At 69.6% G+C, this 24,338-nt stretch carries 23 protein-coding genes and 2 pseudogenes; 13 read left to right on the top strand and 12 right to left on the bottom strand.

What is annotated here, in order from left to right:
* Position 1 precedes the first annotated feature (1 nt).
* Both AC3A6R_RS01005 and AC3A6R_RS01000 read left to right on the top strand, forming a co-directional pair.
* A complete protein-coding gene (locus tag AC3A6R_RS01005; protein ID WP_487863500.1) occupies positions 2-940 on the top strand; it encodes an SAM-dependent methyltransferase in 939 nt (312 codons plus the stop codon).
* Positions 937-1,479 (top strand): annotated as a pseudogene (locus AC3A6R_RS01000) (DUF4166 domain-containing protein); the annotation flags it as partial. The gene AC3A6R_RS01005 and the pseudogene AC3A6R_RS01000, both read left to right, overlap by 4 nt.
* Before the next feature lie 44 nt (positions 1,480-1,523).
* Here the strand turns inward: AC3A6R_RS01000 and AC3A6R_RS00995 are convergent.
* Positions 1,524-2,474, bottom strand: a complete 951-nt coding sequence (locus AC3A6R_RS00995; protein WP_487859863.1) for a LysR family transcriptional regulator — start codon at positions 2,472-2,474, stop codon at positions 1,524-1,526.
* Between the two features lie 87 nt (positions 2,475-2,561).
* On the opposite strand from AC3A6R_RS00995, the gene add reads away from it, so the two are divergent.
* On the top strand, positions 2,562-3,668 hold the full coding sequence (gene add, locus AC3A6R_RS00990) for an adenosine deaminase (protein WP_487863499.1): 1,107 nt from the start codon (positions 2,562-2,564) through the stop codon (positions 3,666-3,668).
* Positions 3,665-4,648: a Bug family tripartite tricarboxylate transporter substrate binding protein gene (locus tag AC3A6R_RS00985; protein ID WP_487863498.1), complete on the top strand. Its 984-nt coding sequence runs from the start codon at positions 3,665-3,667 to the stop codon at positions 4,646-4,648. The genes add and AC3A6R_RS00985 overlap by 4 nt, the downstream gene beginning before the upstream one ends.
* 25 nt (positions 4,649-4,673) lie before the next feature.
* Here AC3A6R_RS00985 and AC3A6R_RS00980 read toward each other — a convergent pair whose 3' ends face one another.
* Positions 4,674-5,114, bottom strand: coding sequence for a CBS domain-containing protein (locus AC3A6R_RS00980; RefSeq protein ID WP_487859860.1), 441 nt, complete (start codon positions 5,112-5,114; stop codon positions 4,674-4,676).
* Positions 5,115-5,260: 146 nt separating this feature from the next.
* On the opposite strand from AC3A6R_RS00980, the gene AC3A6R_RS00975 reads away from it, so the two are divergent.
* Positions 5,261-6,571 carry an O-acetylhomoserine aminocarboxypropyltransferase gene (locus AC3A6R_RS00975; RefSeq protein WP_487863497.1) on the top strand — a complete coding sequence of 437 codons (1,311 nt, stop codon included), beginning with the start codon at positions 5,261-5,263 and terminating at the stop codon, positions 6,569-6,571.
* 1 nt (position 6,572) lies between these two features.
* Positions 6,573-7,388 carry an alpha/beta fold hydrolase gene (locus AC3A6R_RS00970; RefSeq protein WP_487859858.1) on the top strand — a complete coding sequence of 272 codons (816 nt, stop codon included), beginning with the start codon at positions 6,573-6,575 and terminating at the stop codon, positions 7,386-7,388.
* An 8-nt stretch (positions 7,389-7,396) separates the two neighbouring features.
* Here AC3A6R_RS00970 and AC3A6R_RS00965 read toward each other — a convergent pair whose 3' ends face one another.
* On the bottom strand, positions 7,397-7,780 hold the full coding sequence (locus AC3A6R_RS00965; RefSeq protein WP_487859857.1) for a thioredoxin family protein: 384 nt from the start codon (positions 7,778-7,780) through the stop codon (positions 7,397-7,399).
* Between the two features lie 74 nt (positions 7,781-7,854).
* Entirely contained in the window at positions 7,855-9,066 is a 1,212-nt protein-coding gene (locus tag AC3A6R_RS00960; RefSeq protein WP_487859856.1) for a YihY family inner membrane protein, read from the bottom strand.
* A gap of 67 nt (positions 9,067-9,133) precedes the next feature.
* Between AC3A6R_RS00960 and AC3A6R_RS00955 the strand changes: the two genes are divergently transcribed.
* Positions 9,134-9,556 carry a DUF2069 domain-containing protein gene (locus AC3A6R_RS00955; protein WP_487859855.1) on the top strand — a complete coding sequence of 141 codons (423 nt, stop codon included), beginning with the start codon at positions 9,134-9,136 and terminating at the stop codon, positions 9,554-9,556.
* Complete coding sequence (locus AC3A6R_RS00950; RefSeq protein WP_487859854.1) at positions 9,553-10,995, top strand: FAD-binding oxidoreductase; 1,443 nt, start codon at positions 9,553-9,555, stop codon at positions 10,993-10,995. Before AC3A6R_RS00955 ends, AC3A6R_RS00950 begins: the two co-directional genes overlap by 4 nt.
* Before the next feature lie 12 nt (positions 10,996-11,007).
* Here the strand turns inward: AC3A6R_RS00950 and AC3A6R_RS00945 are convergent, their stop codons facing one another.
* Positions 11,008-12,735, bottom strand: a complete 1,728-nt coding sequence (locus tag AC3A6R_RS00945) for an N-acyl-D-amino-acid deacylase family protein (protein WP_487859853.1) — start codon at positions 12,733-12,735, stop codon at positions 11,008-11,010.
* Between the two features lie 17 nt (positions 12,736-12,752).
* On the bottom strand, positions 12,753-13,757 hold the full coding sequence (locus AC3A6R_RS00940; protein ID WP_487859852.1) for a Bug family tripartite tricarboxylate transporter substrate binding protein: 1,005 nt from the start codon (positions 13,755-13,757) through the stop codon (positions 12,753-12,755).
* A gap of 148 nt (positions 13,758-13,905) precedes the next feature.
* Between AC3A6R_RS00940 and AC3A6R_RS00935 the strand changes: the two genes are divergently transcribed.
* Entirely contained in the window at positions 13,906-14,976 is a 1,071-nt protein-coding gene (locus AC3A6R_RS00935; RefSeq protein ID WP_487859851.1) for a LacI family DNA-binding transcriptional regulator, read from the top strand.
* Between the two features lie 18 nt (positions 14,977-14,994).
* On the opposite strand, the gene AC3A6R_RS00930 is transcribed toward AC3A6R_RS00935, so the two are convergent.
* The 3 genes from AC3A6R_RS00930 to AC3A6R_RS00920 form a co-directional block, all read right to left on the bottom strand.
* Complete coding sequence (locus tag AC3A6R_RS00930; protein ID WP_487863496.1) at positions 14,995-17,241, bottom strand: hypothetical protein; 2,247 nt, start codon at positions 17,239-17,241, stop codon at positions 14,995-14,997.
* 90 nt (positions 17,242-17,331) lie between these two features.
* Positions 17,332-18,054, bottom strand: coding sequence for a nuclear transport factor 2 family protein (locus AC3A6R_RS00925; protein ID WP_487863495.1), 723 nt, complete (start codon positions 18,052-18,054; stop codon positions 17,332-17,334).
* Position 18,055: 1 nt separating this feature from the next.
* On the bottom strand, positions 18,056-19,030 hold the full coding sequence (locus AC3A6R_RS00920; protein WP_487863494.1) for a Bug family tripartite tricarboxylate transporter substrate binding protein: 975 nt from the start codon (positions 19,028-19,030) through the stop codon (positions 18,056-18,058).
* A gap of 86 nt (positions 19,031-19,116) precedes the next feature.
* On the opposite strand from AC3A6R_RS00920, the gene AC3A6R_RS00915 reads away from it, so the two are divergent.
* Positions 19,117-20,061 (top strand): LysR family transcriptional regulator, encoded by a 945-nt coding sequence (locus AC3A6R_RS00915; protein ID WP_487859847.1) that lies wholly within the window; start codon positions 19,117-19,119, stop codon positions 20,059-20,061.
* Here AC3A6R_RS00915 and AC3A6R_RS00910 read toward each other — a convergent pair.
* From AC3A6R_RS00910 to nthA, 3 genes and pseudogenes are all read right to left on the bottom strand, one after another.
* Positions 20,058-20,441 carry a nitrile hydratase accessory protein gene (locus tag AC3A6R_RS00910; RefSeq protein WP_487863493.1) on the bottom strand — a complete coding sequence of 128 codons (384 nt, stop codon included), beginning with the start codon at positions 20,439-20,441 and terminating at the stop codon, positions 20,058-20,060. The genes AC3A6R_RS00915 and AC3A6R_RS00910 overlap by 4 nt on opposite strands.
* A pseudogene (gene nthB, locus AC3A6R_RS00905) lies at positions 20,438-21,096 on the bottom strand (nitrile hydratase subunit beta). The gene AC3A6R_RS00910 and the pseudogene nthB overlap by 4 nt, the downstream one beginning before the upstream one ends.
* Positions 21,093-21,731 carry a nitrile hydratase subunit alpha gene (gene nthA / locus AC3A6R_RS00900; RefSeq protein ID WP_487863492.1) on the bottom strand — a complete coding sequence of 213 codons (639 nt, stop codon included), beginning with the start codon at positions 21,729-21,731 and terminating at the stop codon, positions 21,093-21,095. Before nthA ends, nthB begins: the two are co-directional and overlap by 4 nt.
* Before the next feature lie 73 nt (positions 21,732-21,804).
* On the opposite strand from nthA, the gene AC3A6R_RS00895 reads away from it, so the two are divergent.
* Genes AC3A6R_RS00895 through AC3A6R_RS00885 form a run of 3 tightly spaced genes read left to right on the top strand, consistent with a single transcriptional unit; the run spans position 21,805 to position 24,279 of the window.
* Positions 21,805-22,647: a thymidylate synthase gene (locus AC3A6R_RS00895; RefSeq protein ID WP_487863491.1), complete on the top strand. Its 843-nt coding sequence runs from the start codon at positions 21,805-21,807 to the stop codon at positions 22,645-22,647.
* Positions 22,648-22,663: 16 nt separating this feature from the next.
* Complete coding sequence (locus tag AC3A6R_RS00890; protein WP_487863490.1) at positions 22,664-23,185, top strand: dihydrofolate reductase; 522 nt, start codon at positions 22,664-22,666, stop codon at positions 23,183-23,185.
* Complete coding sequence (locus tag AC3A6R_RS00885; RefSeq protein ID WP_487863489.1) at positions 23,182-24,279, top strand: phosphatidate phosphatase App1 family protein; 1,098 nt, start codon at positions 23,182-23,184, stop codon at positions 24,277-24,279. The genes AC3A6R_RS00890 and AC3A6R_RS00885 overlap by 4 nt, the downstream gene beginning before the upstream one ends.
* The last annotated feature ends 59 nt before the right edge of the window (positions 24,280-24,338 follow it).

Genomic DNA, 24,338 nt, shown 5'->3' with positions numbered 1-24,338 from the left:
GATGCCCAGCATCTTCCAGCCCGACTTCCACTTGCCCGCCACGCCTGGGGCCGCAACGGTCACGAAGGCCGATACGCAGGACTACTTCACCGAAGTGGCCGACGACTACCGCGCATGGAGTCCGAGCTACAACATGCACTTCGGGTTCTGGCGGCTCGGCCTGAACCCGTTCCGGCGCGAAGCGATGCTGGTGGAAATGAACCGGGTCGTCGGCCGTGCGCTCGGGCTCGGCGAGGCCGAGGCGCAGGCGCCGCGCCGCTGCGTGGTCGACCTGGGCTGCGGCGCCGGCGCCACCGCGCGCACGCTGCTGGCCGATCATCCCGCGCTCTGCGCCGTCACGGTCACCAACGTGGCGGTGCAGAACCGCATCGCCGCACGGCTCGATGCCGCGGCCGGCGTGGCCGACCGGGTAGCGCACCTCGAGGCCGACTACACGCGCACCGGCCTGCCCGGCGCGCAGGCCGACGGCGCCTGGGCCGTGGAAAGCGCCTGCTACGCCAGCGGAGCCGCCAAGGCGGATTTCTTGCGCGAGGCGGCGCGCCTGCTCAAGCCCGGCGCCCGGCTCGCCGTGGTCGACGGCTTCCTGCTGCGGCCGCGGCCGGGCCGCGTGGCCGGCTGGCTCCACCGCCTGTGGGCCGACAGCTGGGCCGTTCCGACGCTCGCGGTGCGCGACGATTTCGTTGCCGCGCTGCGCACGCACGGCTTCCACGACATCGAGGTGCGTTCGCTGCGCTGGCGCGTGGCGCCGAGCGCGCTGCACATTCCGCTGCTCGCCACGCGCTTCGCGCTGGTCGAACTCTGGAAGGCACGCGGCCGGCTCGGCCCGTGGCGCCGCAAGCACATCGTCGCCAGCTACTGCGCGCTCGCGCTGGGCGTGTTCTGGCGCGACTTCGACTACTGCATGGTCACGGCCACGCGCAGCGGCCCGGCGGCGGCATGACGGACCGCCGCCCGGTTTTCCAGCAGGCGCTCGGTGCGCGGTGGGAGTGCCTCGGCGAGGTGGTCCGCAGGCACTACACGATGGCACCGTTCTCGGCCGACCACGTCTGCGTGCGCGGCACCATGGACGAAGTGCACCATGCGCCATGGGCGCGCGTGCTGCTGATGCCCTTCGGCCGATTGTTCGGCGCGCTGGTGCCCTACACCGGCGCCAACGTGCCGATCGACGTGCACTACCGCTGCCGGCCCGACAGCGCCCTGCTGTACTGGGACCGCGTCTTCGGCTTCGAAGGCCGCGCGCCCTTCCACTTCCGCTCGCACATGGCGCTCGGGCGCCGGCACGGCGAGGTGATCGAATACGTGCGCTTCGGCATCGGCATGCGCCTGGCGGTGAGCGCCGAGGACGGCGCGCTGGTGTTCCGCGACCGCGGCTACGTCTGGCGCATCGGCGGGCTGCATCTGCCGCTGCCGCTCGGCCTCCTGATGGGCACTGCCTATGTCGAGGAGCGGCCCGATCCGCAGGACCCCGAGGCGTTCGGCATGAAGATGGTGCTGCGCCACCGCTGGTTCGGCGACGTGTTCCGCTACAGCGGCCGTTTCCGGCTGCCCGCGCGCGCACCCGGCGAGCCGGCGCCACGGGGCAGCCGCTCGCCCAGCCAGGCGATCAGTTCCTGCGCCGCCACGTTGCGCATCGGCCCCGGCAGGTAGGCCAGCACCACGCGGCGTTCGATGCGCGGCTGCGTGAGCCGCACCACGGCCAGCTCGGGATCGCGCAGCGACGAGGTGTAGAGCTGCGGCATCAGGCCCAGCGCATGGCCACTGCGCACCAGCGCATAGAGCGTTTCGGAATAGCTCACGCGGTAGGGCTCCGCGCCCTGCGCGAACTGCGCCCGCGCCGGAATGCCGAGCGCCGGCATGCTGCCGCTTTCGAACATCACGAGCCGCTCGCCGCCAATCGCCTCCCAGCGCGTGCGCGCGGCGGCCGCGAGCGGATGGTCGCGGCGCACCACCAGCACCAGCGGATCGCGGAACAGGTCCACGCAGACCAGCCCGCCGGGCGGCTCGGTGATGGCCGCCACCGCCATGTCGAGCTGGCCGCCGCGCAGTTCGGCCAGCAAGGTGGTCGAGGGCGCATCGCGCCAGGCGATCTCGAGCGCGTGGCCGCCGCGCGCGAGAAACTCGCTGGCCGCGGCCGTCACGCGCGCGCTGGCCGACGGGATCACGCCCACGCGCACGAAGGCGCGGCCGCGCTGCACGGTGCTTTCGATGTCGCGCAATGCGACCTCGACCGTGTTGACGAGGAAATCGGTGCGCGCGAGCACTTCGGCGCCCACGGCCGTGAGCTCCAGCCGGTGCGTGGAGCGCGTCAGCAGTTCGGCGCCGAGCAGCTTCTCCATCTGCTTGATGGCGTTGCTCAATGCGGGCTGCGTGATCGCGAGCCGGCGCGCCGCGCGGCCGAAATGCCCTTCCTGCACCAGCACCGAAAAGAACTGGAGCTGTCGCAGCGTGAGTGCGCGCAGTGGCGAGGCGGCCATGGGTTTTCCTTGGTCCATCGATTGGATGAATCAAATTATAGAAATTCAAAATTTTGCTTATGGGCCTGCGCTGCCTAGACTGGCCGCATGAACGACCCCGCCGCGCCGCCCCTCACGCTCGAATCGATGCTGCGCGAGATGCCAAAGGTCGAGCTGCACTGCCACCTGTTCGGCACCGTGCGGCACCAGACCTTCAGGCAGCTCAACCAGCGTGCCGGCGCCCCGCTCGCCGACGAGGAGATCGAAGGCTTCTACACACGCGGCGAAAAGCCCGTCGGCGTGCTGCGCGTGCTGCGCGCGCTCGATGCGCAGCTGGTGCGCAGCCCCGGCGATCTCTACCAGCTCACGCACGAGTACCTGGAGGATGCGGCAGCCCACAACGTGCGCTATGCCGAGTTCTCCTGGAACCCGACCGGCACCGTGCACGCATCGGGCATCGCCTACGCGCACGCGCAGGACGCGATCGTGCGCGCGATCCACGACGCCGAGCAGGCGTTCGGCATCACGGGCCGTCTCATCGCTGCGATCGACCGCGAGGCGAGCCCCGAGGCCGCCGTCGAGATGGTCGAGTGGCTCAAGGCCCACCGCTGCGACGAAGTGGTCGGCATCGGCATCGACTACCGCGAGGTCGACCGGCCGCCCGAATTGTTTGCGCGCGCCTACGCCGAGGCTCGGCACGCGGGGCTCAGGACCACGGCGCATGCGGGCGAGTTCGGCATGCCGTGGACCAACGTGCGCACCGCGCTCGACCTGCTGCAGGTCGACCGCATCGACCATGGCTACACGGTGGTCGACCAGCCCGATTTCGCGCGGGAGTGCGCCGAGCGCGGCGTGCTCTTCACCGTGGTGCCGACCAATTCCTACTACCTGCGCACGCTGCCGCCGGCGCGCTGGGCGCTCGACCATCCGATCCGCCGGATGCCCGGCCTGGGCTTGCGCATCCACCCCAACACCGACGACCCGACGCTGCACAAGGTCACGCCCACACAGGCCTGGCTCATGATGGTGCGCGACTTCGGCTTCGGCCTGGACGACCTGCGCTGCTTCATGCACAACGGGCTCGACGGCGCATGGATCGACGACACCCAGCGCCGCGCCTGGCGCACCGAGTGGAGCGCCGCTTTCGACGCGCTGCGCGCCCGCCTTCTCGCAGAAACGCCGCCCTCCGACCCACCGCAACGAGCTACGCCATGAACACCTCCCGCCGCCTCCTTCTTCTCGCCACCGCACTGGGTTCGGTGCTTCCCGCCGCTGCCCTCGCGCAGGCGGCCTGGCCCGCTGCCCGGCCGATCACGCTGGTCGTGCCCTTCACCGCGGGCGGCAGCGTGGACGTCAACGCGCGCCTTGTCGCCACGCGGCTGGCCGAACGGCTCAAGCAGTCGGTGGTCATCGAGAACGTGGCAGGTGCGGGCGGCGCGATCGGCGTGGCCAAGGCCGTCAATGCGGCACCCGACGGCTACACGCTCGTGGTCGGCCCCGACAGCGCGATAGCGATCGGGCGGCTGGTCAATCCCGCGGCGTTCAAATTCGATCCGCTCAAGGACCTGGCGCCGGTCGGCATGCTCAACACCGCGCCCATGGTGCTGGTGGCGCGCCCGGGCCTGGAGGCCCGCAGCTACGCCGACTTCGTGAAGCTCGCCAAGGCGAAGCCGGGCACCTACAACTACGCCACCTCGGGCGTGGGCACGGTGCTGCAGCTCGCGATGGAACTTCTCAAGCAGAAGAGCGGCATCTTCGTGACCCATGTGCCCTACCGCGGCGGCGCGCAGATCGCCACCGACGTGATCGGCAACCAGGTCGACCTCGCGATGCTCGTCAGCACCAGCGCGATACCGCATGTGAACGGCAAGCGCCTGCAGGCGCTGGGCATCACCGGCAGCCAGCGCCTCGCCGCGCTGCCCGACGTGCCGACCTTCGCCGAGATGCCGGGCCTCCAGGGCTACGACATGGTGAGCTGGACCGGGATCTTCGCGCCGGCCAAAACGCCGCCCGCGGTGGTGGCGCGCCTGAACCAGGAACTGAACGCGGTGCTCGCCGAGCCGCAGGTGCGCAGCAAGCTCGCCGAGCAGGGCGCCCTGCCCGGCAGCGGCACGCCCGAGCAGTTCGGCCAGTTCGTCCAGGCCGAATACGCGCGCAACCAGAAGATCGTGCAGTCGGCCAACATCAAGGAATGAGCAGCCGGCCGGCCCGCGGGCCGGCCTACTGTTCTTCGGGCCAGTCGCGGATGTAGGCTTTGAGCATCTTGTTCTCGAAGTTCTGCGCGTCGACCACCGCCTTGGCGACGTCGTAGAAGCTGATCACGCCCATCAGCATGCGCTTGTCCATCACGGGCATGTAGCGCGCATGGCGCTCGAGCATGATGCGGCGGATCTCGTCGAGTTCGGTCTCGAGCGTGCAGGTCACGGGCGCATCGTCCATCGCCCTTCGCACCAGCGTACCGCCGACCTGGCCGCCGTTGGCGACGATCGCGGTGATCACTTCGCGGAAGGTGAGCATGCCGACCAGGTCGCCGTGTTCCATGACCACGAGGGAGCCGATGTCCTTTTCCGCCATGGTCTTGACTGCTTCGGCCAGCAGGTCGTCAGGCGTGATGGTGAAGAGCGTGTTGCCCTTGACGCGAAGGATGTCGCTGACTTTCATCGTGTGCTCCTCTCTCTCGGAAATCTGTCTCGGCGGCGTGCCGATTTGAATATAGCCCACAATCGGCGGCGACCCCGTCACGCCCATGACGCGCGCGCATGTTTGCAGACGTCGCGGGCCTCGCGAACGAACCCAGAAAGGCTTCCATGCCCGGCTATTCCGACCCCGGCTTCGACACCCTGGCGCTGCATGCCGGCGCCGCACCCGACCCCGCCACCGGCGCACGGGCGGTGCCGATCCATCTCAGCACCTCCTTCGTCTTCGAGTCGAGCGACCATGCGGCGGCGCTCTTCAACCTCGAGCGCGCGGGGCATGTCTACTCGCGCATCAGCAACCCGACCAACGCGGTGTTCGAGCAGCGTGTCGCCGCGCTCGAGGGCGGCATCGGGGCGATCGCCACAGCCAGCGGGCAGGCCGCCCTGCACCTCTCGGTGGCCACGTTGATGGGCGCTGGCTCGCACATCGTCGCAAGCACCGCGCTCTACGGCGGGTCGCAGAACCTGCTGCACTACACAATGCGGCGCTTCGGCATCGAGACCACCTTCGTCAAGCCCGGCGACTTCGACGGCTGGCGCGCCGCGGTGCGGCCCGAAACCAAGCTCTTCTTCGGCGAGACCGTGGGCAACCCGGGTCTCGACGTGCTCGACATTCCCGCGGTGAGCGAGATCGCGCATGCCGCCCGCGTGCCGCTGCTGGTCGACTCCACGCTCACCTCGCCGTACCTGATCAAGCCCTTCGACTGGGGTGCCGACCTGGTCTACCACTCGGCCACCAAGTTCCTGTCGGGGCACGGCACGGTGATCGGCGGCGTGGTGGTCGACGGCGGCAGCTTCGACTGGGAAGCCTCGGGCAAGTTCGCCGAGTTGACCGAGGCCTACGACGGCTTCCACAACATGGTGTTCAGCGAGGAAAGCACCGTCGGTGCCTTCCTGCTGCGCGCGCGGCGCGAGGGGCTGCGCGACTTCGGCGCCTCGATGAGCCCGCACACGGCATGGCTGATCCTGCAGGGCATCGAGACCCTGCCGCTGCGCATGGAGCGCCACATCGACAACACGCAGAAGGTGGTCGAGTTCCTCGCGAGCCACCCCTTCGTCTCACGCGTGGGCCATCCGCTGATCGAGACGCACCCGAGCCACGCGCTCGCGCAGAAGCTGCTGCGCCACGGCGCGCGCGGAGCCGGCGCGGTGTTCAGCTTCGACATCCGGGGTTCGCGCGCACAAGGCAAGGCCTTCATCGAATCGCTCAAGCTCTTCAGCCACCTGGCCAACGTGGGCGACTGCCGCAGCCTGGTGATCCATCCCGCGAGCACCACCCACTTCCGCATGAGCGACGAAGCGCTCGCGGGCGCCGGCATCTCGCAGGGGACGATCCGGCTGTCGATCGGGCTCGAAGACCCGATCGACCTGATCGACGACCTGAAGCGCGCGCTCAAGGCGGCAGAAAAGGCGGAGGCCTGACATGGACTTCAGCGTCAACGGCCATCGCACCTACTGCTACACCGGCGGCAAGGCCTTCGATGCCGCCAAGCCCACCGTGGCCTTCATCCACGGCGTGCTCAACGACCACAGCGTGTGGATCCTGCAGAGCCGCTGGTTCGCCAACCACGGCTGGAACGTGCTCGCGCTCGACCTGCCGGGCCACTGCAAGAGCGAAGGGCCGCCGCCCGCGAGCGTGGAAGATGCGGCGCAGTTCGTGCTCGCGCTGCTCGATGCGGCCGGCGTGCCCAAGGCCGCGCTGGTCGGCCACAGCTTCGGTTCGCTGATCGCGCTCGAAGCCGCCGCACGCGCGCCCGAGCGTGTCACCCACCTGGCGCTGGTGGGCACCGCCTACCCCATGGTGGTGTCGCCCGCGCTGCTCGACGGCTCGCTGACCGATCCGCAGCGCGCGATCGCGATGGTCAACACCTTCTCGCACTCGCTGCTCGCGCCGCCGCCTTCCTCGCTCGGCCCGGGCACCTGGCTGCATGGCAGCTCGCGTGCACTGATGCGGCGCGTGCTCGCGAGCAACCGCGACGCGAACGTGTTCCATGTGGGCTTCAAGGCCTGCAACGACTACGCCAATGGCGAGGCCGCGATCGAGAAGGTGCAGTGCCCCGTGCTGTTCCTGCTCGGCGACGCCGACCAGATGACGCCGCCGCGTGCCACCAAGGCACTGGTGGGCAAGGCGCGGCAGGCCAGGGTGGTGACCGTGCATGCGGGCCACGCGCTGATGAGCGAGGCGCCCGACGCGGTGCTGTTCGCGCTGCACGACTTCGTCGGCGCACCGGCGCACTGACCTCGGCCTCAGACCGCGAACTCGGCCGGCCGCTTCTCGAGCACCGCCAGCAACAGGTCGACGTCGAGGCTCGAAGGCTGCGGCGCCTGCAGCGCGCCGAGCATGCGCGACAGCGTTTCGGCATGCGGCAGCAGCGGGCCGAGAAAACGCGTGCCGTCGGCGCCTGCGATCAGCAGCGTGGGGAAGGTCTCGACGTCGAAGGCATCGGCCAGTTCGGCATGGTCCTCGATGTCGACCCAGGCGAAGCGGAACTGCGGATGCGCGCGCGCCACCTGCGCCATCAGCGGCCGGTAGTCGCGGCAGGTGCCGCACCACTCGGCGCACAGGCAGACGACCCAGGGCGTGCCGCTGGCTGGCGCGGCGGATTCGGCGGCGGCGGGAAGAGCGCTCAAGGCAGTTTCGGGTGGCAAGTGAAGGGAAGGCCCTGGCTATTATGGACAAAGCGCCCTCCACGCGCAGTGCCGCCCTAGACCAGCAGCACGTCGCCCAGCCGAAGCGAGCGCAGCGGCCCTTTCTGCCACAGGTCTTCGAGCGGCTCGGCGCGCGGCATCAGCAGTTCGCGCAGCAGCGGTTCGAGCGGGGTCGACGGATCGGCCAGCAGCACGTAGCGCGGGTCGTCGGTGTCGCTCTCCTCGGCGAGCGGCGCGATCCAGTCGAGCGCCACCAGGGTCTCGAGCACCGGCACCAGTTGCAGCGCATCGACCCGCATCCGCCGCACGAGCTCGCTCGCGCCCATGCCCTTGGCCGGCATGGCGCGCGCGCGCGCCAGGTGCTGCAGCGCCTCGAGCGCGAGTTGCAGCGGCCACCCCGCACGGCCGCCGCGCCGCGCCACGCCGGTCAAAAGGCTCGGCAGGTAGGCCGCGATCACCGCGCCCAGCAGCACGATCACCCAGGCGACGTAGATCCACACCAGCAGGATCGGCACCGTGGCAAATGCCCCGTAGAGCACCGAATAGGTCGGCACCAGGCTCAGGTAGTAGCCGAGCACGCGCTTGGCGATCTCGATCGCGGCCGCCACGAAGATGCCGCCGGCCCAGGCGTGCGACCAGCGCACGTGCGTGTTGGGCACGTAGTGGTAGAGCGAGGCCATGCCCGCGGCCAGCAGCACGAACTCGAAGGTGTCGAAGAGCAGCTTGACGACGCCACCGCCCACCACGTCCCGCGAAACGGCGAACACGTACGACGTGGTCGAGAGGCTCACGGCCAGGATCAGCGGGCCGAGCGTGATGGCGGCCCAGTAGATCAGCACGCGCTGCGCGAACGGCCGCGGCGAGCGCACGCGCCAGATGTTGTTGAGCGTGCGGTCGATCGTGAGGATCAACGCGATCGCAGTGATCAGCAGCACCGCCAGGCCCGCGATGCCCAGCCCGCTGGCCTTGCTCGCGAACTGGTTCAGGTAGCCCAGAACCTGACGCGCGATGTCCTCGGGAATCAGGCTCTGGACGAACCAGCGCTGCAGCCGACCCTGCAGTTCGGCGAACATCGGGAACACGGTGAACAGCGCCAGCGCCACCGTGAAGAAGGGCACCATCGCGATGGTGGTGGTGAAGGTGAGGCTGCTCGCGGTGAGGCCGAGCCGGTCTTCGCGAAAGCGCTCGCCGAGCACCGCGGCGGTGTTGCGCCACGGAAAGCGCGAAAGATCCCTCCAGAGCTGGCGACGGTTCATGGCCGGTATCATAAGAACCGAGCCTTTTTCGCTCCTTTTCGCTCCTTCCCGAAGCCGATCCCGCGGTGCCCTCCCGTCCATGAAATCCCCTCCGCCGCAACATCATCCCGCGCCCTCGGTTGCCGCCACGCGCTGGCTCGCCGTCGGCAGCGTCGTCGGCCTGATCGTGCTGGGCCTGGCCTGGGAGCTGTGGCTCGCGCCGCTGCGGCCCGGCGGTTCGCTGCTGGCGCTGAAGGTGCTGCCGCTGGTGATCCCGCTCGCGGGCCTGTGGAAGAACCGCATGTACACCTACCGCTGGGTCAGCCTGATGATCTGGCTCTATTTCACCGAGGGCGTGGTGCGCGCCTGGAGCGACACCAATGGCGTCGGGCAGGTGCTCGCGCTGGTCGAGGTGCTGCTGTGCCTCATGCTCTTCACCGCCTGCGCGCTGCACGTGCGCCTGCGCCTTCGGCATGCCAAGGCCGCCGCGGCGGCCCGCCCCCTGGAAGCTTCCGCACCATGACTTCTTTCTCTTCTCCTTCCGACACCGCACTGCTCGACCGTCTGCGCGCCATCGTCGGCGCGGCCCATGTGCTCCACGAGGGCGACCTCGCCGCCTATGAGCAGGACTGGCGCAAGCGCGCGCGCGGCAAGTCGCTGGCCGTGGTGCGGCCGGCCGATGCCGCGCAGGTGGCCGAGGTGGTCAAGGCCTGCGCCGCGGCCGGCACCGCGATCGTGCCGCAGGGCGGCAACACCGGGCTGGCCGTGGGTTCGATCCCCGACGAGAGCGGCACCCAGGTGGTTCTGAGCCTGCAGCGGCTCAACGCCATCCGCACGATCGATGCGGCCAACCTCACGATGACCGTGGAAGCCGGTTGCATCCTGCAGACGCTGCAGGAGGCCGCCGAGAAAGAAGGCTTCCTGTTCCCGCTGAGCCTGGCGGCCGAGGGCAGCTGCACCATCGGCGGCAACCTCGCCACCAACGCGGGCGGCACGCAGGTGGTGCGCTACGGCAACACGCGCGAGCTCTGCCTCGGCCTCGAGGTGGTCACCGCGCAGGGCGAGATCTGGCACGGCACCAGCGGCCTGCGCAAGGACAACACCGGCTACGACCTGCGCGACCTGGTGATCGGCAGCGAAGGCACGCTGGGCATCATCACCGCCGCGACCATGAAGCTCTATCCGCTCCCCGCCGCACAGCTCACGGCCTGGGCCGCGGTGCCTTCGCTCGACCATGCGGTCACGCTGCTGGGCCTCGCGCACAAGCACCTGGGCGCGGGCCTCACGGGCTTCGAGGTCATGGGCCGCTTTGCGCTGAGCCTGGTCGACAAGCACATGCCGCAATTGCGCGTGCCCTTCATCGACGACGAAGCGGTGCCGTACTGCGTTCTGCTCGAGAACTCCGACAACGAATCCGAAGACCATGCGCGCGCGCGCTTCGAGGCGCTGCTCGAAACCGCCTTCGAGGACGGCTGCGTGACCGATGCGGTGGTGGCCGAGAACCTCACGCAGGCGCACCAGCTCTGGCACATCCGTGAGAGCATCCCGCTCGCGCAGGCCGAGGAAGGCCTGAACATCAAGCACGACATCTCGATCCCGGTGTCGCGCATTCCGGCCTTCGTGGCCGAGACCGACGCGCTGCTCGCGCGCGAGATCGCGGGCGTGCGCCTCGTCAACTTCGGCCACCTCGGCGACGGCAACCTGCACTACAACGTGCAGGCGCCCGAGAACATCGACACCCGCGCCTTCCTCCAGGACGAGGAAGCGCGCATCAACACGCTGGTGTACGACGCCGTCGAGCAATTCGGCGGCTCGTTCTCGGCCGAGCACGGCGTGGGCTCGCTCAAGGTCGAAAAGCTCGAGAAGCACAAGTCGCCGGTGGCGCTCGAGATGATGCGGGCGATCAAGCGCGGGCTCGACCCGAAGAACATCCTGAACCCGGGGCGGGTGATCCGCGTCTAGCCGGTCGGCAATCTAGCCGGCGCGGCGCTGCGGCCCGCGCATCAGCCTGCCGGGCAATGCCCCGGTGGGCTTGCCGTCTTCCATGATCGTCTCGCCGGCCTTGAGCGTCGCCCGGTAGCCCTCGGCGGTCTGCACCAGGCGCCGGCCGCCGGCCGGCAGGTCGAAAGCCACGTAGGGCGGCGGGATGCGCAGCCGCTCGAAATCGATGATGTTGACGTCGGCCAGGTAGCCAGGCTGCAGCAGCCCGCGGTCTTCGAGGCCGTAGATGCGCGCCGTGTCGCGGGTCTGGCGCTGCACCATCAGCTCGAGCGGCAGCGTGGGACCGCGGCGGCGGTCGCGCGCCCAGTGCGTGAGCATGTAGGTCGGCATGCTCACGTCGCAGATGTAGCCGCAGTGCGCCCCGCCATCGGCAAGGCTCATCATCGTGCGCGGATGCTGCAGCTCCTCGTGCAGCTGGCGCAGGTCGTTGTAGGCGTAGTTGAAGCTCGGAAAGTAGACAATGCCCTTGCCATCGAGGTCCATCAGCATGTCGTAGGCCACCTCGAGCGGCGTGCGGCCGTCGCGCTCGGCGATGGCGGCGATGCTGTTTTCCTGCGGCGGCTCGTAGTCGGGCTCTGCCCCCAGCGCATACATCTTGTGGAAGCTCTGCGTCAGGTAGGCGGTGCGGGTGTCGTACTGCGCCGAACCCATGAGCGCCGCCATGTCGGTGAGCTGCGCGCGCACCTGCGGATCGCGCAGCCGCGCCAGCTTCTCGGGCCATGGCAGCGGCGCGATCTGCTGCCACAGCGGGTGCGTCATGAACGGGTGCGTCGAGCCGAGCCAGGCCATCAGGATGCCGGCCGGCCGGCCCGCCACGGCGCCGTAGAGCGGCACGTTGTCCTGGTGCGTTTCGTCGAGTGCCGCGAGCAGCCGCTTCCACGTGTCGGGCGTCTGGTCGGTCTGCACCAGCGCAAAGGCCACGGGCAGGTTGTTGTCGCGCGCGAGCTGCGCCATCCACGGCAGCTCGGCCTCCATCTGGTAGTGGTTCGACGTCATCTGGAACACGCCGTGCCCGACCTCGCCCAGCACCCGCCCGATGCCGAGGATCTCGTCGGGCGACGCGAAGGTACCCGGCGGGTACTTGCGGCCCTGGTACTTGTGGATGATGGTGCGGCTGGTCGAGAAGCCGAGCGCGCCGGCGCGCATGCCTTCGCGCACCAACTGCACCATGGCCTGGATGTCGGCCGGCGTGGCCTCGTCGTGCGTGATGCCGCGCTCGCCCATCACGTAGGTGCGCAGTGCCGAATGCGGGATCTGCGCCCCCACGTCGAGCGCGCGCGGCATGCGCTCCAGCGCATCCAGGTATTCCGGAAAACTCTCCCACTGCCAGTCGATGCCTTCGGCGAGCACGGTGCCGGGAATGTCCTCCACGCCCTCCATCACGCTGATGAGCCAGTCGCGCTTGTCGGCATGCACCGGCGCGAAGCCGACGCCGCAGTTGCCCATGACGACGCTGGTCACGCCGTGGTCGGTCGAGGGGCTGAGGTACGGGTCCCAGGTCACCTGACCGTCGTAGTGCGTGTGCACGTCGACCCAGCCCGGGGTGACGATGGCGCCTTGCGCATCGATCTCGCGCCGGCCCGCGCCGAGCTTGCCGCCGACTTCGGCGATGCGGCCATCGGTGATGCCGATATCGCCCGTGAATCGGGGCTGGCCGCTGCCGTCGACGACGGTGCCGCCGCGAATGAGGGTGTCGAACATGTCTCGCTTCCTTCTCTTCAATCCAGTTTGATGCCGGCGGCCTTGATGACCTCGCCCCAGCGCTCGCTGTCGTTCTTCACGATGGCCGCGAAGGCCGGGCCCGACGCGCCGGAGGGCTCATTGCCCTGCGTCTCGATCAGCTTGAGCATCTCCGGCGAGCGCGCGATCTTCGCGAGCACGTCGCCGAGCTTCCGGGCCACGGCCGGGTCCATGCCGCCCGGGCCGAAGATGCCCTGCCAGCCCACGATGTCGAGGCCCGCCACGCCTTGTTCGGCGATGGTCGGCATCTCGGGCAGCACCGGCACGCGCATGGGTGTCGCCGTGCCGAGCCCCTTGGCCTTGCCCGCCTTGATCAGCTGCACCGCCGTGGCCGTGCCGTCGAAGTACAGCTGCACCTCGCCTGCCACGAGTGCGCGCGAGGCATCGGCCGTTCCCTTGTAGGGCACGTGGGTCATCTTGGTGCCGCTGCGCATCTGCAGCAGCTCGCCATTCAGGTGCGAGGTCGAGCCCTGCGAGAACGAAGCGTAGTTGAGCTTGCCCGGGTTGGCCCTGGCGTAGGCGACCAGTTCCTGCACGTTGTTGAAGGGCGCATCGGGCGGGGCGATCAGCACCGTGGCCGACTTGACCATCTGCGCGAGCGGCGTGAAGTCCTTCACCGGGTCGTAGGGCAGCTTCTTGTAGAGGTGCGGGTTCTGCGTGTGCGTGATGACGATGGTGTAGAGCAGCGTGTGGCCGTCGGCCGGCGCGCGCGCCACTTCCTGTGCACCGATGAACGTGCCCGCGCCCGGCTTGTTGTCGACGATGACGCTGGCGCCGCCGAGTTCGTCGGTCATGAGCTTGGCGATGACGCGCGCGGTCGCATCCGAGCCGGAACCCGCAGGAAAAGGCACCACGATACGGATCGGCTTTCCGGCCACCGGCCAGGTTGCCGGCTGGGCCACGGCGGCAGGTGCAGCCATCAGCATCAACGCCGCGGCGGCAGGAACGAACAGGGAGCGGCAATAGCGCGCAATCAGCTTCATGGCATGTCTCCAGTGGGGTGGACGGCGCTTATGCAAGCGCTTGCACAAAGCATAGGTCGAATTCACAAATGCAAGCTATCGGGTTAGTACCAACCGGATGCATGCGGTTGCAGCGCCGTTAAGATCGTTCGCTCGACCTGCCGCAACCATGACCCCGCCCACTCGCCGCCTCTCGCCTTCGCCCAGCGGCCCCACGCCGCCACCCGCCGGCGCACGTGCGGCCTCGCTGGCCGATGTGGCCAGGCTCGCTGGCGTCTCCACCGGCACCGTCTCACGCACGCTGAGCCGGCCGGACATGATCAGCGAGGCCACGCGGCTGCGCGTGACCGAGGCGGTCGAACGGCTCGGCTACGTGGCCAATGGCGCCGCCCGCGCGCTCGCGATGCGCCGCACCATGACGGTCGGCGCCATCGTGCCGCGCTTCGGGAGCTCGTCGTTTCCGGCGCTGGTGCAGGCGCTCGAGGCCACGCTGGCGGCCGAGGGCTATACCTTGCTGTTGTCCGCGCCGGACCCCCGCCCTGCGTACGAGACGAGCATCCTGCGCGCCCTGCTCGAGCGCGGCGTCGACGCCGTGGCCCTGCTCGGCGCCGAACAGCCGCCGCAAGTGCTTGCCATGCTCGCCGCACACCGCACGCCGTTCGTCACCATGTGGGCGCCGCCGGACGACACGGGCCACAGCGTGGGCTTTGACGAGTACGCCGCGGCGTCGCTGGTGGTCGACCACCTGGCGGCGCTCGGCCACCGCCGCCTCGGCTACATCGGCGGGCGCACTGCCGACAGCGAGCGCGCGCGGCGGCGGCTGCGCGACCTGGGCCTTGCGATCTCCAAGCGCGGCTTGACCTTGTGCGAGGACGCACTCGCCGAGACGGAACACGGCTTCCAGGAAGGCTTCGATGCCATGAACGCCATCGCCCGGCGCCAACCGCCCGTGACCGCCATCGTCTGCGGCAGCGACTACCTGGCCGCCGGTGCGCTCGCCGCGCTCGACCAGGCCGGCATCGAGGTGCCGCGCCGGCTGTCGATCGCGAGCTTCAACGACAACGACTTCGCGCCCTTCGTGCATCCGCCGCTGACCACCGTGCGGCTGCCGATCCGCGAGATCGGCGAACGATCGGGCCGCTACCTGCTCGCGCAGCTGCAAGGCATTCCCGCCCCCGCTGCAGCCCCCCTGCCGGTAACACTGGTCACCCGTGCGAGCACCGGCGCGGCGCCGGGCTGAAGCGAGCCCCCTCGCCCTTCAACCGCCCTGCGACGCCACGGCCGGCGCCTGCGGCGAATGCCGCAACCCCGCCGGCAGCCGGTCGTCGAGCCAGTCCATGCGCCAGGCGAGCACCGCCAGCGAAAGCACCAGCACGGCCGCGGCGACCAGCCCCGTGACGCCATGCCGCTCGCGGTACGGATCGCGCGCGACGCGGCGGCCGTTCGGCGGCACCCGCGCCGTCTGCGACAGCATGCCGCCGAGCCGCACATTGACTTTCATTCGCCCGTTGATGGCCCAGCCGCTCGCGTCGAGGATCGGGCCCAGGCTGCGCTGGCGCAGCTTGAGCCACGCGATGAGCATGCTCGGCCCCGAGATCGCGAGCACGATGCCCAGCAGCCCGATCGGTATCCACTGGCCCAGGTCGATGAACTTGCCGAAGATGCCCACCAGCACCGCGCTGATGCTGCCCAGTGCCACCCCGATGGCCGCAACAGTGCCGACATCGACGCGCCCGCCGGGGCGCGCTGGCGCGGTCTGGCCTGCCTTGGCCGCGGCGCCGGCCTGGTCGGCGGTGGTGAGGCGGGTGGCAAAGCCCGTGAGCGAGCCCTGGCCCACAGCCTCCTGCGCGGCCGCGCGCTTGGCCACCTGCTCCTCGATCACGCGCACGAACTTCTTGTAGGGCGAAAAGAACGCCTGTGCCACGCTGGTCGGGTTCTCGATCAGCTTGGTGATTGTGGCGTCCCAGTCGCGGCCCTGGCGGTCGTAGAAGACGCCGTTGCGCCCCACGAAGAGAAAGTCCACGTCACCGGCGGTGAAGGCCGCGACGATGCTCATCTTCGCGCCCTGGCGCGTGCAGTTGCAGTAGGCCAGGCAGGTCTTCGCCAGGCCGGCGAGCACGGCGTGCTTCGCCGTGTCGTCGACCTGCACGGTGAGCTCGCAGCTGCGTCCGTCGAGGTAGAGCGTGCCGGCCTGGAAGATCGCGCCTTCGCGGTGGTAGAAGGCCTTGAACGAGACGAAGTTCTCGAGCAGCACCACGAGGTCGCGCTGCAGGCGGATGAGCTTCTCCAGGTCGACCAGCAAGGCGTTGTGCGTCTCGGCCTCCTCATCTTCACGGATCAGCGCGAGCACGGCGTCGCGGGTCTGCAGCAGTGCCTCGAGCCGTGCGAGTGGCAGCGCCGCGGCCCAGTTGTCGGGCCGCTTCGCCATCAGCGTCTGCAGCGGCGCAAGCTTTTGGCGGATGGCATGCCAATCGGCCTCGGCCAGCTCGCTGCGCGCACCCAGGAGCGGCGTGACTGCGCGGTTGGCGAACGATGCAATGGCATCGGCCCAGGCCGGGTTGAGGCTGGTGCCCTGCAGCGGCAGCACGCAATGGCGCGTTACCGGCGCGAGCGGCAGTTCGGCAATGGGCTCGGCATGCAGGTCGAGGCGACCGGCGCCGAGCGCGTCGTAGGCTTTGGCCGATGGATTGAGCGCCGCTTCGGCTTGCGCGTCGAACGCCGCCACACGGCAGCGCGCGAAGAAATCGTCGAGCTTGGCCTGCACCTTGGCGGTCGCATCCGCCGCCGCGAGCGTCGCTTCGCCGAGCGGCATCAGCTCGGCGTTGCCGGCGTCGGCCTGGGCATGCCAGTCGCGCGCAAGCTGCACTTCGGCAAAGAACGCTTCCACGCGCGCGCGGTCCACGCCGGGCGTCTGCTTGTGGCGGTCGGGCACGCTGCCATGGGTGCGGATGATCTCGGCGAGGGTGGCGCGCACCGCCTCGTCCTGCGCCGTCTCGGGCGTGACGATGCCATCGCCGTTGAAGCGCATGGCCGCGAGCAGCTCGCCGCGATTGGCGATGTCGTCGAGCGTGAGTGTGTCCGAGTCGGGCCGGCCCTGGAGGTGCAGCAGCCGCTGCGCTTCCTCGCGCAGGCGCGCACCTGCGGGGTTGCGGTCGTCGAGGTCGCCAAGCGACAGCACGTCGCTGCCTTGCAGCAGCACGTCGGGATTGCGCAGGCGCGCGCAGACCCATTCGCACGCCGCCACCACCTCGGGCGGGCGCACGCGTGCATCGCGGTCGGTGTCGATCAGGTCGAGCGTGCGCGTGTCGAAGTCGATGCCACGCGTCGGGCACGCCAGCGCCACCCAGAGCTTCTGGTCCAGCTCGCCGATGCGGGCGATGTCTTCGCCGGTGCGGAAGATGACCTGGTCGGTGCCGCCGGCGCGGATGAAATGCCAGCGGTGGGGCGTGGGCGATGGGTGGGAAGCCAACGCATGCGCCGGGTTTGTCGTCGTCGTTCCTGTCATCAGCCCCAGGTTAAGGGCTTGCGCGCCCCGCGCGTGAGGACACACGGCGCACAGCCATGTGGTCTTGCGCCGACACGGGTGCGCGCTCCTTCAAGACGTCGCGTTCCTTTCCTCTTCGCGGGCAGGCGGCACCGGCGTCCAACCGCGTCCCGTGATCGGGTTCGGGTAGTGGAACGGCGGGATGTACACGCCGGGCCAGGGATCGTAGGACTCCGTGGGCGGACGATCGGGCGGGCAGTCCTGCAGCATCCCCCCGCGCGGCGACGTTGCCGTGGCCCAGCTTTCCTCGTAGGGCGTGTGGAAGGTGCGATAGAAGTGCATGCGCGAAATGCGCCATTGGCCGGCATCGTTCTTCTCGTACGCGAAGGTCTCGACGCCCTCGCCCCACCGGCCGTACTTGCCGAACTCGGCCAGTTGCATGAACGACCGCCACCGCCCTTGTGCATGCCGCCCGTTGTCGTCGACGTGCACGATGCCCTGCACCATCATGTGGTTGTACAGCTGCCCCCAGACTAGGCCATTCGGGCCGCTCTTCGCGGGACCGCGGCCAAGGAACTGCTTGAAAAGCCGCTCCAGCTGCGCCCGGCCCACGTAGACGCCGAGCGCGGAAATCTCCACCTCGCAGTCGTCGGTGAACAGCGGCAGAAGTTCGTCCCACAGCGCCTTGTCGAGGTAGTAGCCGTAGGCACGCGTGAGCTTGCCGATCAGCTCGATGTCCTCTGCCACCGTGACGCGGCGCCGCAGTTGCGCGAGGTCGGTTTCGAGGGCGGCGATGCGCTGCAGCAGCGCGGCGTCGGGGGTCGTCGTGTCCATGTCATCCATCCAGTCGAAGTCCGATGCGGCGGATCACCCGGCCCCAGTGCTGGTGATCGGCGCGAATGAGTTCCGCGAAGTCGCCGGGCGTTCCCGATGCAAGCTCGACGCCCAAGGCAGCGAATTGCGCGCGCAGCTGGGAGCTTTCCAAGGCCTGCACGATCTCCTGGTTGAGGCGCGCGACGATCGCATCGGGAAGCCGCGCCGGTCCGAAAACGCCCAGCCAGGTCCCGCGGTCGAGTCCGCTCAGGCCCTGCTCGCGCGCAGTCGGCACGTCGGGCAAGGCGGAAAGCCGCGTCGGCCCGGTGCTGGCGAGCGCCTTCAGGCGGCCCGTTCGCACATGCGGCAAGGCCGTGGCCGGCGAGTCGAACAGCAAGCCGATGTGGCCCGCGAGCAGGTCCTGCTGGGCCGGGCTCGACCCTTTGTACGGCACGTGGACGAAGCGCGCCCCGTGGTCGGCATTCAATATCTCGATGTAGAGATGGCCCGTCGTGCCCGGGCTCGGCGAGCCGAAGGCCACGGTCTGCTCGCGGCTGCGCGCGATCGCCTCCGCCAGGTTGGCGGCGGGAAACGAGGGGTGCGCCACCAGCACCGAATGCCCACGGTAGACCGGCGCAATCGGCGTGAAGTCTGCGAACGGGTCGAAGGGCACGCGGGCATACAGGTGCGGCACCTGCGTGTGGGTGGTGTTGAGCGTCAGCAACAGCGTGTGGCCATCGGGCGCCGCCCGTGCGACGTCCATCGCGCCCGGGATGCTGGCACCGCCGGGTTTGTTGTCGACCACGACCGCCGTTTTCATGCGCTCGCCGAGTTCGCGCGCCAGCATCCGGGCCACCACGTCGCCGGGCCCGCCGGGCGGTGCCGGGACGACCATCCGGATGGGTCGGCCCGGCACCGGCCAGGCATCCTGCGCGGCGGCGGCCTTGAGCCCGAACCCGAGGCCGGAGAGAACCAAAAGTCGTCGCAGTGCGTCCATGGCGGCCAGTCTAGGAATCACGCATTGACCTGCCAAGCGACTTTTTGGACACTTGCGTTCACCTCTGGTTGACACTCCACGCCCTCATGACTTCCCTGCAGCGCTATGCGCGGCTTCGCTTCAGCCAGCTCGACATGCTGTGCGCGGTGGCCGATGAGGGCAGCGTCCGCGCCGCTGCCGCGCGGCTGAGCCTGTCGGCCGCCGCCGTCAGCAAGGCGTTGCGCGAGATCGAATCGTCGCTCGACGCGGTGCTGTTCGAGCGCCGCCCACGCGGCATGGTCGCCACGCCGCGCGGCGAGCGCCTGATCGCGCACGGGCGGTTGCTGCTGCAGGAGCTCGAAGGACTCGCGGCCGATGATGGTGCCGCGAAGACGCTGCCCGCGGGTCGGATCACGCTGGGCGCTTCGCCCTACATCGTCTCGCGCGTGCTGCCGCAGTTGCTGGCCTGCCTGCCCCGGCCCGACGGCGCAAAGCCGCCGCTCGTGGTGCGGGTGCAGGATGGACACTTGCCGCTGCTGCTCGAGCAACTGCTGCAAGGCCATATCGAGGCACTGGTGACGCTGTATGCCGCCGGCGACCTGGCCGCAACCGACACGCAGCCGCTGGCTGTCGAGCGGCTGCGCGAGGAACAGGTAGTGGTGTTGGCGCCGCCCTCGCTGCGCCCGGGCACGCGGCGGCGCGTGGCGTGGAGCGAACTGGCGGCGCAGCCCTGGATCCTGCCGCCTGCATCCACCCACCTGCGCCGCGCGCTCGACGGCATGTTCCACCTGCAGGGGGTGCAGCCGCCGCAGCCTTTCGTCGAGGCGTCACACCTCGACGGCAACGTGCGCCTCAGCGCGACGGGGCTGGGCCTAACGATCGCGCCGCTGGAGCTCGCGCGCGAGCACGTCGAGGCAGGACGCCTGTCAGTGCTGCGCCTGCAGCAGCCGCTGCCCGCATCGTCCCTGGCCCTGATCTACCGGCGTGCATCCGCGGCCCACCTGCCCGGGTTGCAGCACCTGCGCGCGGCGGCTCGGCTGGCCTTCGGCTAGGAATCGAAATCCGCGTCGCGCAGCGCGATTGCTTGCCCGTGCGGCGTGCGATCGGCCGCATGGTCCCAGGCATGGCGGTAGCGCGCGAGCTCGCGGTCGGTGGTCGCGCCCTTGCGGGCGACGAGTTCCTCGAGCGCGGCGAGCCAGTGGCGGTAGTAGGTCTCGCCCGTGTCGGGATCGCCCGCGGCCTGCGCCGCCTCGATCTGCCACGCCAGCGCCGCGGCCCATTCGGTCCAGCTGAAAAGGCCCTTCTCGTGCAGCGCCAGCGTCATCGCGAAGGCTTGCGCCTCCCACGGCGCACTGAACACCGGCCCGTCCGCATCGCGCGGCATGCCGGGCGCCAGTGCCTCGGACGGAAGGTCTGCGCGGGCGCCGATCATTCGGCCGGCTCCAGGTAGCTCTCCCAGGCGTCGACCGACACCGCGAGGCGCTGCGCCTGCGCTCCCCACAGCTCGGCCTCGTCGAACACCACGGTGTAGAGCCACTGCGGCGCCTCGCCGCCATCGTGCGCATGGCTGTCGGCGAACACGTGCGCGCCATGCACCCGCTCGACGATGCCGCGCCGCCCGTGCGCGTAGCCAGGCAGGCGCGTGTGGTGGTCGACCCGGTCGCTGCGCGTGCGCACCGCCTGCCCCACCGCGAAGCGCGCGGGCGCGCCCACCGGGCGCGCGGTGGGTGCGCCCTTGGCGAGCACGGCCGCGACATCGCCGGCCTGCAGCACGCGCCGCGGCGGCACCGGCGCATGCAGCATGCGGCCCTGTGCGATCTCGTCCTCGAAGAGCTGGCCGCGCTCGGCCATCAACTTCTCGAGCGCCGCGAGCCAGATCTGGTAGTAGCTCAGCTGCAGGTAGTTCGGCAGCGTCTCGCGCGCCGCCCGGCTCGCATCGATGTTCCACGAACCGGTCGCACCCATGGCAGCACCAGAGCCAGCGCGCGCGGCTCCCAGCCGGCGTGGAACAGCTCGCCCTCGGGCTCGGGCACCACCGCGCCGAAGCCGGGCTGGCCACCGAGGTCGGCCTGGGTGGCGTGGCTCATGGCCCGGCCTCCTCTTCGGGCACGCCGGCCAGCCGCGTGCCGATCATCGAATCGCGCGAGACCAGCGCGGCCAGCTCGGCCTCGCTCATGTGATCGGTGCCCGCGGGCCGCTCGGGAATGACGAGGTAGCGCACCTCGGCGGTCGAGTCCCAGACCCGGATGCGCGTGGTCTCGGGCAGCACCACGCCAAAGTCGGCGAGCACGCCGCGCGGGTCCTTCACGGCGCGCGAGCGGTAGGGCGCGCTCTTGTACCAGGTGGGCGGCAGCCCGAGCACCGGCCACGGATAGCAGCTGCACAAGGTGCAGACCACCATGTGGTGCAGCTCGGCGGTGTTCGCGACGGCGACCATGTGCTCGCCCTGCCGGCCGGTGTAGCCGAGCGAGGCGATCGCTGCGGTGGCATCGCGCAGCAGCCATTCGCGAAACGCCGGATCGACCCAGGCCCGCGCCACCACGCGCGCGCCGTTGCGCGGGCCGATGCGGGTCTGGTAGGTGTCGATCAGCACGTCGAGCGCGGCCGGATCGATGTAGCCCTTTTCGGCCAGCACGCTCTCGAGCGCCCGCACGCGCAGGTCCATCTCACCGAGCGCGCTGTGTTCGTGGTCATACCCTTCGTGGTGGTGTTCTTGGGTCATCCTGCGATGCTACGCGCTCCCACTTAAAATTCGAAACCCCGCCCGGCCTGCCGCCTGACCGACTTCACCGCCCATGACGCCCACATCTTCCCGCCCCGTCCGCTCCCAGTACGAAGACTTCATGCGCCACGTCGACACGCACGGCGTGCAAAAGGGCGACCGCACCGGCACCGGCACCAAGAGTGTGTTCGGCTACCAGATGCGCTTCGACCTGAACGAAGGCTTCCCGCTCGTGACCACGAAGAAGGTGCACCTGAAGTCCATCATCCAGGAACTGCTGTGGTTCCTGACCGGCTCGAGCAACAACAACTGGCTCAAGGAGCGCGGCGTCTCCATCTGGGACGAATGGGCGCGCGAAGACGGCGACCTGGGCCCGGTGTACGGCGTGCAGTGGCGCAGCTGGCCCACGCCCGACGGCGGCCACATCGACCAGATCTCGGAGGTGGTCAAGACGCTGAAGGCCAACCCCGACTCGCGCCGCATCATCGTGAGCGCCTGGAACGTGGCCGAGCTCTCGAAGATGGCGCTCATGCCCTGCCATGCCTTCTTCCAGTTCTACGTGGCGCCGCCGCAGGCGAGCGGCGAGCGCGGCAAGCTGAGCTGCCAGCTCTACCAGCGCAGCGCCGACATCTTTCTCGGCGTGCCGTTCAACATCGCGAGCTATGCGCTGCTCACGCACATGATGGCCCAGCAGTGCGACCTCGACGTGGGCGACTTCATCTGGACCGGCGGCGACTGCCACATCTACAGCAACCACGCCGAGCAGGTGGCGCTGCAGCTGAGCCGCACGCCGCACCCCTACCCCACGCTCCACATCAAGCGCCGCCCCGATTCGATCTTCGACTACCGCTACGAGGACTTCGAGGTGCTCGACTACCGACACCACGAGCCCATCAAGGCGCCCGTGGCCGTGTGAGCGGAGGATTCGCGCCATGACGACACCGCGCATCAATCTGATCTTCGCCCGCGCCGCCAACGGCGTGATCGGTATCAAGGGCACCATGCCCTGGCACCTGCCCGAGGACATGGTGCACTTCAAAACGCAGACGGCCGGCGCGCCCGTGGTGATGGGGCGCAAGACCTGGGATTCGCTGCCGCCGCGCTTTCGCCCGCTGCCGGGCCGGCACAACATCGTGATCACGCGCCAGGACGACTGGAAGGCCGAAGGCGCGCACCGCGTGGGAAGCCTCGCCGAAGCGCTCGCGCTCTGCGACGAGACGCAGGTACCCGACGTCTGGATCATCGGCGGCGCGCAGATCTATGCACTGGCCGAGCCGCTGGCCTCGCGCGTGGTCGTGACCGAACTCGCGCGCGACTACGAAGGCGATGCGCATGCGCCCGCGCTCTCGCCCGCGAAGTGGCGCGAGACCCGGCGCGAAGCGCATGTCTCGGTCAAGGAGGGCCTGCCCTTCGCGTTCGTGACCTACGAACGCATCGACGCGCCACAGGCATGAGTGCAGCGCCGGGGCGCCGCGCGCTGCTTGCGGGCGCCGCACTGGCCGTCGGCCTGGCACCGCTGCAGGGGCTCCTGGCCGCGGAGCCGCTCGAGCCCGACGAGGAAGCGCTCTTCCTGCCCGGTACCGCACGTCCCACGCCGGACGGCCGGCTCGAGGTCGACGTGCATGCGTGGGTCTACGAACCCGAGCGCCGCTGGGGCCTCAATGCCGTGTTCGCGCGCTACCTCGGCCTCGACCTGGAGAAGCTCTCGCCCGCGGCGCGGCTGCGCTTCAACCAGCGCACCGCGCTGTTCCACGCCGAGTCGGAGCAGGGCAAGGTGTTCGAACTCGATTTCGACGGCGTCGCCACGCGCGTGAGCACACCGCCCTCGGGCGCCGACGGGCGCATGAACCTGCGCGTGGTGGTCGACGTTCCCGCGGCATCGCTGGCCGGCGAATGGCAGAAATTCCACGCCGTCACCGGCCCCGGCGAACTGCTGCATCGCTTCAGGGGCCAGGCACTGGTCGTTCCGGCCGAGGGCCTCTCGGTGATCTCAGACATCGACGACACCATCAAGCGCACGCAGGTGCGCGACCGGCGCGAGATGCTGCTGAACACCTTTGCCCGCCGCTTCGAGCCCGCGCCCGGCATGGCGGCGGGCTACCGCGCGCTCGCGCAGGCGCCCGGCACGCGCTTTCACTACCTCTCGGCAAGCCCGATACAGCTCTACCCGGCGCTCGCCGATTTCCTGCGCGACGCCAACTTTCCGGCCGGCAGCATGCACCTGCGCGAAAGCACCAGCTGGCGCACGTTGATTCCGGGCGACCAGGATTCGCGAGCGCACAAGCTCGCGGTGATCGAGCGTTTGCTGGCCGACTTTCCGCAGCGCCGCTTCATGCTCGTGGGCGACTCGGGTGAGCGCGATCCCGAGATCTACGGCCAGGTGGCGCGTGCGCATCCGGGCCGCATCGAGCACATCGCGATCCGCAACGTCACGCGCGAGGACGCCAGTGCCGAGCGCTATCGGGCCGCATTCGAAGGCCTCGATGCGGCGCTCTGGCAGATTTTTCCGGACGACCGGGCGCCCGCCGCCGAAAGGTTTGCGCGATAGCCGAGCAGCATGCAACAAAATCACCGCATCGGTTTCAAGGCGCAAGAAAAATGAGCACT

The organism is Variovorax sp. Soil_C_19 (assembly GCF_057657255.1).
Note: the sequence above shows the minus strand (reverse complement) of the source record. Positions and strands in the feature narration are given on the sequence as shown.